Here is a 6,497-nt window from a genome sequence, read left to right as displayed (position 1 = left end):
CGATCCGAGCCACCTTCAGCCACGACAGGCTGAACAGAGGTAGCGGCAAAAGCGTTAACTGCGAAAACCGAGAAAGCAATGCTGAGGAGGGTTTGGCGTTTCATGATCGTGTGCTCCGGGGTGTAGTTGTTTGGTATGGAGCTGATGTTACGCCGTGGATTTTTTTAGAGAACTTCATTGACGTGATGGTGAACATCGACGCTATTAATAGGGGCGGTGCGGTACCGTTCGTGGGCGTGATGGTGCAGTCGTCGGACGCTCGGGTCGTGGTCGATGGCGCCTTCTACACTGGATAGCTGGTGCTGATCGCGGCCAACCAGGAGGTATGTATGTATCAACTCTACGGACACCAGAACTCGGGCGCGGCTGCGATCGAGGCCGCCCTGGAGCTGTGTGAGATCGCCTATCGCTTCATTGATGTCGAAACGTCCCCGCAGGCGGCCCAGGCACTGGAGAAGCTCAATCCGCTCAAGCAGATTCCGACGCTGCAACTGCCCGACGGCAGTGTCCTCACGGAGAGCGCGGCGATCCTGATTCATCTCGGGCTGACATTTCCCGAGTCGAACCTGTTGCCGGCTGACCCTGCCGAGCGTGACCAAGCCATTCGGGGCCTGGCGTTCATCGTCAGCAATTGTTATGCGGCCATCGGCATCATCGATTACCCGGAACGCTGGCTGGCCAATGCTGATGAAGCCTCGCGGCAAAACCTCATGGCCGGTACCCGGCAGCGCTTGCATTGGAGCTGGGAAGTGTTTGCCGACCAGTTTTCCGCTGAGCTGTACCTGGGTGAAGAGGCTCCGGGCGCGCTGGATGTGCTGGCGGCCGTGGTCACACGCTGGGGCGGCAGCCGCGAGCATTTGCGCCGAACCCGGCCGGGCTTTTCCGCCTGGCTGGAACGCATTGACCGGCATCCGATATTGGCGCCGGTCTTTGCCAGGCATTGGCCTGCCTGATCACCACAAATTAATAATGTGGGGGGTGTACCCGTACTATTCGCCGCGAATGTACTGCTCCAGCTGGCGAATCAACTCGGCCTGTTCGGCGATGGCTTCCTTGACCAGGTCGCCGATCGACAGCAGGCCGATCAACTTGCCGTTTTCCACCACCGGCAGGTGGCGCAGGCGTCTGTCGGACATGATGCCCAGGCAGGTGTCGACGGTTTGATGGGTGTCCACGGTGATGACGGGCGATACCATGATGTCGCGTACCGGCGTGCCCACAGAGGAGCGGCCATGCAGCACCAGTTTGCGCGCGTAGTCGCGTTCACTGATGATGCCCAGTACCTCGTCATTCTCCACCACCAGCAAGGCACCGACGTTTTTTTCGGCCATCTTCATCAGCGCTTCGAGCACCATGTGATCAGGTTTGATCTGGTGCACTTCCTGGTTCTTTTGATCTTTCAACTTGAGCAGTTGCGCGACGGTTTTCATGGCGGTTTTCCGGGTGTTGTCGTTGTCCTTGAAGAATCGTAGACCCAGGCGTTCAGGGCAAGAGCAAAAGCGGCAGATAGCACACAAAAAACGTCATTCGGCGGATTTTTTCCGAACCCGAAAAAATCGCAGCCTTTGTAGGAGCTGCCGCAGGCTGCGATCTTTTGATCTTGCTCCTGTAAATCAAAATCAAAAGATCGCAGCCTGCGGCAGCTCCTACAGGTGTGGATGACGCGTAGAATTACTCGCTTGAACAAAACCCGAGGTCTGCAGTGGTGGATTTACCCCAGGGCTTCGTCCTGACCCGGCATTGGCGCGACACGCCGGCGGGCACCGAAGTCGAGTTCTGGCTGGCGACCGATAGCGGTCCCCGGCGCATCCGCCTGCCGCATCAGCCGTCGGTGGCGTTTATCCCGGCCGATCAGCGCGGGCAGGCCGAGGCGCTGTTGCGCGACGAAAAAAACGTCGAGCTCAAGCCCCTGGCCCTGCAGGACTTTGAACATCGCCCGGTGCTCGGCCTGTATTGCCAGCAGCACGGGCAACTGATGCGCCTGGAAACCGCACTGCGCAGGGCGGGCGTCGAGGTGTACGAGGCCGATGTGCGCCCGCCGGAGCGCTACATGATGGAGCGGTTCATCACCGCGCCAGTACGCTTTGGCGGCACGCCGGGGGGCGATGGCCTGCTGCTCGAGGCGCAGATGAAACCCGATTCCGACTACCGTCCCAGCCTGAAACTGGTGTCCCTGGACATTGAAACCACCGCCCAGGCCGAGTTGTATTCCATTGCTCTTGAAGGTTGCGGCGAGCGTCAGGTGTATATGCTCGGCCCGCCCAATGGCGACCACGGCGCGGTGGATTTCCAGCTCGAATACTGCGAATCGCGAACCCTGCTGCTCAAGAAACTCAATGAATGGTTTGCCCGCCACGACCCTGACGCGATCATTGGCTGGAACGTCGTGCAGTTCGACCTGCGGGTCTTGCATGAACACGCCCGACGCCTGGCCGTGCCGCTGAAACTGGGGCGAGGCGGCGAGGAAATGCAATGGCGCGAACACGGCAGCGGCAATCATTACTTTGCATCCGCCGCCGGCCGGCTGATCATCGACGGCATCGAGTCCCTGCGCTCGGCGACCTGGAGCTTCCCATCGTTCAGCCTGGAAAACGTCGCGCAAACCCTGCTGGGCGAAGGCAAGTCGATTGATAACCCGTACCAGCGCATGGATGAAATCAACCGCATGTTCGCCGAGGACAAGCCGGCGCTGGCCAAGTACAACCTCAAGGACTGCGAGCTGGTCACGCGGATTTTCGCCAAGACCGAGCTGCTCAAGTTCCTGCTGGAGCGGGCCAGTGTCACCGGGTTGCCGGCCGATCGCATGGGCGGATCGGTGGCGGCGTTCACCCACCTCTACATGCCGTTGATGCATCGCCAGGGCTTCGTTGCGCCAAACCTGGGCAGCAAGCCGGCACAAGCGAGCCCTGGCGGATTTGTCATGGACTCGCGACCGGGGTTGTACGAGTCGGTGCTGGTGTTCGACTACAAGAGCCTCTATCCGTCGATCATCCGTACCTTCCTCATCGACCCGGTAGGCTTGATCGAAGGGCTCAAGCACCCCGATGACCAGGACTCGGTACCGGGTTTTCGCGGGGCGCGGTTTTCCCGCACCCGGCATTGCCTGCCCGCCATTGTCGCCCGGGTCGCCGAAGGCCGGGAAACCGCCAAGCGTGAGCACAATGCGCCGCTGTCCCAGGCGCTGAAGATCATCATGAACGCGTTCTACGGCGTGCTCGGTTCCAGTGGCTGCCGCTTCTTCGACACGCGCCTGGCGTCATCGATTACCTTGCGTGGCCACGAGATCATGCTGCGCACCCGAAAGCTGATCGAAGACCAGGGCCATACGGTGATCTACGGCGACACCGACTCGACCTTCGTCTGGCTGCGCCGCGCCCACGGCCAGCAGGAGGCCGCGCAGATCGGCCGCGCGCTGGTCGACCACGTCAACCAGTGGTGGCGTGAGCACGTGCGTGAAGAGTACGGCCTGGAGAGCGTGCTGGAGCTGCAGTTCGAAACCCACTACAAACGCTTCCTGATGCCGACCATTCGCGGCGCGGAGGAGGGCAGCAAGAAGCGATACGCCGGATTGGTCACGCGCGCCGATGGCAGCGACGAAATTGTCTACAAGGGCCTGGAAACCGTGCGCACCGACTGGTCGCTGCTGGCCAGGCAATTCCAGCAGGAGCTGTATTCACTGATCTTCCACCGCAAACCCTATCAGGACTACGTGCGCGAGTATGTGCGCAAGACCCTGGCCGGTGAGTTCGACGACCGCCTGATCTACCGCAAGCGCCTGCGCCGCACGCTGGACGACTACCAGCGCAACGTCCCGCCCCATGTACGGGCGGCGCGGATTGCCGACGATTACAACGATCGCCAGGGCCGCCCGCGGCAGTACCAGAATGGCGGCTGGATCAGCTACGTCATCACTGTCGCCGGCCCCGAGCCGCTGGAGATCCGCAGTGCCCTCATCGACTACGACCACTACATCACCCGGCAACTGCAACCGGTGGCAGACGCTATCCTGCCGTTTGTCGATGACGATTTCTCAACCCTGGTGGGGGGGCAACTGGGCTTGTTTTGAGTCCATCAGCGACAGGGTCCAGTCATCCAGAATGCCGTGAAAGTATTGGTTCAAGGCTTGATGAAAGAGACTGTCGTCGTCCGCGACCTGGGCGAACAAGGTCATCGAGGAGCGAAATTTCAGGTCGTCGGGGTGGCCGAATATCGCTGCCACCGAGCGCTGCCGGATGTTCAGCACCTGTTGGGTACACGTGCGCAGCCGGACACCCAGCAGCGGGTGTTCTAGGTAGGCCTGCGCTTCTTCCCGGGAACGGATCGCGAAGCGCCGGGACATTTCGCTGTCACCCAACCCGGCGAACTGCGGGAAAACGAACCACATCCAGTGACTGCGCTTGTGGCCGGCTTCGAGTTCGGCCTGGACCCGGTCGAACACCGGGTTCTGCGCCTGGACGAAGCGTTGCAGGTTAAAGGCGTCCGGTTGATCGGTGCTTCTCATGTCGAAGCCCTCTGACACCGCGATGGCTTAGACCATGGCCAACCGCTGCTTGCGTTTGGGCGCCTGAAACGCTTGGTCCAGCGCCTCCAGATCCCCAGCCTCCAGCTTCAACTGCGCCGCTTGCGCATTGAGCCGCACGTGTTCGGGGCGGACGGCCTTGGGGATGGCGATCACGCCGTCCTGGCGCAGCAGCCAGGCCAGGGAAACCTGGGCAGGCGTGGCGTCGTGGCGGGCAGCTACTTGTTTGAGCGTAGCATTGGCCAGCATTTTCCCTGCCTGGCCGATCGGACAGTAAGCCATGACCGGCATGCGTTGCTCCTTGCACCAGGGCAATAGATCAAATTCTATGCCACGTTCCTCCAGGTTGTAGAGCACTTGATTGGTGGCACAGCCCTCTGTCGAGAGCTCTTGCAGGTCGTCGAGATCAAAGTTGGACACGCCCCAACGGCCAATCTTGCCGGCTTCACGCAGGCGTTCGAAGGCTTCTACCGTTTCTTCCAGGGGATACTGGCCGCGCCAGTGCAACAGGTACAGGTCGATGGAATCGGTCTTCAGCCGTCGCAGGCTGCGCTCGCACGCCTGGGGAATGCCCTGGCGGCTGGCGTTGTGCGGGTAGACCTTGCTGACGAGGAAGACCTGGTCGCGCTGGCCGGCGATGGCGTCGCCCACCACTAGTTCGGCACCGCCTTCGCCATACATTTCGGCGGTGTCGATCAGAGTCATGCCCAAGTCGATGCCCAGGCGCAGTGCGGCGACCTCCTCTTGATGGCGGGCAGGGTCCTCGCCCATTTGCCAGGTGCCCTGGCCGATGACCGGTACCCGGGTGCCGGCCAATTGCTGGGTACGCATGCTTTGCTCCTTCTGGTCATTATTTCTGTTGGCATCAGGATAGCCCCTCGGGTTCCATCCGGGTGGCTGTAGGAGCGAGCATGTCGAATCGTCGCACCGTCGCGATGGGCGTCAACGATGACGTGGGAAACCTGACACCCCCACGGCGCTCTCAGGTTCATCGTCGGAACGCCGCCCGGAGCAGGCTCGCTCCCACAGGTGCCGGTGATCGATTGGCGACGCTCGTCACCGCACTTTTGCGCAACTTGCGGCTCTATCCATTGCCAGCCGACGGCGATCCCCCCGTCGGCCCATGCCAAGTTCATCACCCATGGCTCGAGTTTCACCCCACATCATTCGCTCAATCGGCCTGCTACTGGGTGGCCTGTCGCTGTTGCTGGCCAGCGGTTGCAGTCATCAACCAGGCAACGACCTGTTCACCCAGATACGCGATGGCAAACCCCAGGAGTTCCTGCAGACCAGTGTCGACCGCATGGCGACGCTGGCCATGCGCGACAACCTCGACAGCCTTTACCTGCTGATGAGCAAGCTGTACCTGCGCAACCCCGAGGAGTTGAAGAAATCCGGCTTCCTCGATGCCCGGACCGCGGGCAAACAGGTGCGCATGGCCATTGAGCAGCAGCAGCCGTTGCCTACGCTTGGGGGCAAGAAGGACCTGGCAGCGCTGCGGTTTGCCATGAGCCCGGAGTTTCTCGGCGATCGCGTCGGTGCGTTCATCTATGCCATTGGCAGCATGCTGGTCACCGCCCACGGCAATCGCCTGGAGTTCTACATGACGGACGCGATCAACCCGACGTTCGTCAGCAACGCCGCGCGCAACATTGAAATCGCTACCTGGATTCTCAGCCAGCGGCAGACCAAGGACGGCCAGCCCATGCTGTTCTCCAACGAAATCTCGGAGGAGGGCAGCAACCTGAGTTTCGCTGTGGAATTCGGCAAGATTGTCGCGCGGCTGGACCTTTTGACCCAGATGCTCGACGAGCGCTATCGGCGGATCGGCTTGAATTATGCCCAGAGCCTGCTGTTCCTGAATTTTCTGCCGGTGCAATGACTGTTCCGCTCGGCGTCGCGACGAATGACCACCTGTAGGAGCTGCCGCAGGCTGCGATCTTTTGATCTTGTTTTTGAAGATCAAAAGATCGCAGCC

6 protein-coding genes are annotated in these 6,497 nt (G+C 61.0%); 3 read left to right on the top strand and 3 right to left on the bottom strand.

Annotated elements, in window-relative coordinates:
- The first annotated feature begins 329 nt into the window (after nt 1-329).
- Nucleotides 330-953 (top strand): glutathione S-transferase N-terminal domain-containing protein, encoded by a 624-nt coding sequence (locus AC3WWR_RS30595; protein ID WP_033042476.1) that lies wholly within the window; start codon nt 330-332, stop codon nt 951-953.
- 36 nt (nt 954-989) lie between these two features.
- On the opposite strand, the gene AC3WWR_RS30590 is transcribed toward AC3WWR_RS30595, so the two are convergent.
- The gene (locus tag AC3WWR_RS30590; protein WP_007944798.1) at nt 990-1,430 is read right to left on the bottom strand and encodes a CBS domain-containing protein; all 441 of its coding nucleotides are present in this window, start codon (nt 1,428-1,430) and stop codon (nt 990-992) included.
- Between the two features lie 275 nt (nt 1,431-1,705).
- Between AC3WWR_RS30590 and AC3WWR_RS30585 the strand changes: the two genes are divergently transcribed.
- Nucleotides 1,706-4,066: a DNA polymerase II gene (locus AC3WWR_RS30585; RefSeq protein WP_492599315.1), complete on the top strand. Its 2,361-nt coding sequence runs from the start codon at nt 1,706-1,708 to the stop codon at nt 4,064-4,066.
- Here the strand turns inward: AC3WWR_RS30585 and AC3WWR_RS30580 are convergent.
- Entirely contained in the window at nt 4,031-4,501 is a 471-nt protein-coding gene (locus AC3WWR_RS30580) for a DUF1810 domain-containing protein (RefSeq protein ID WP_020796924.1), read from the bottom strand. The genes AC3WWR_RS30585 and AC3WWR_RS30580 overlap by 36 nt on opposite strands.
- A gap of 27 nt (nt 4,502-4,528) precedes the next feature.
- The gene (locus AC3WWR_RS30575; protein WP_033040717.1) at nt 4,529-5,350 is read right to left on the bottom strand and encodes an aldo/keto reductase; all 822 of its coding nucleotides are present in this window, start codon (nt 5,348-5,350) and stop codon (nt 4,529-4,531) included.
- A gap of 310 nt (nt 5,351-5,660) precedes the next feature.
- Here AC3WWR_RS30575 and AC3WWR_RS30570 point away from each other — a divergent pair, with 310 nt between their 5' ends.
- Nucleotides 5,661-6,401, top strand: coding sequence for a hypothetical protein (locus AC3WWR_RS30570; protein ID WP_050511574.1), 741 nt, complete (start codon nt 5,661-5,663; stop codon nt 6,399-6,401).
- The last annotated feature ends 96 nt before the right edge of the window (nt 6,402-6,497 follow it).

It is taken from the genome of Pseudomonas sp. EB271-G4-1, assembly GCF_058791355.1.
This window is presented reverse-complemented; position numbering and strand designations above follow the sequence as displayed.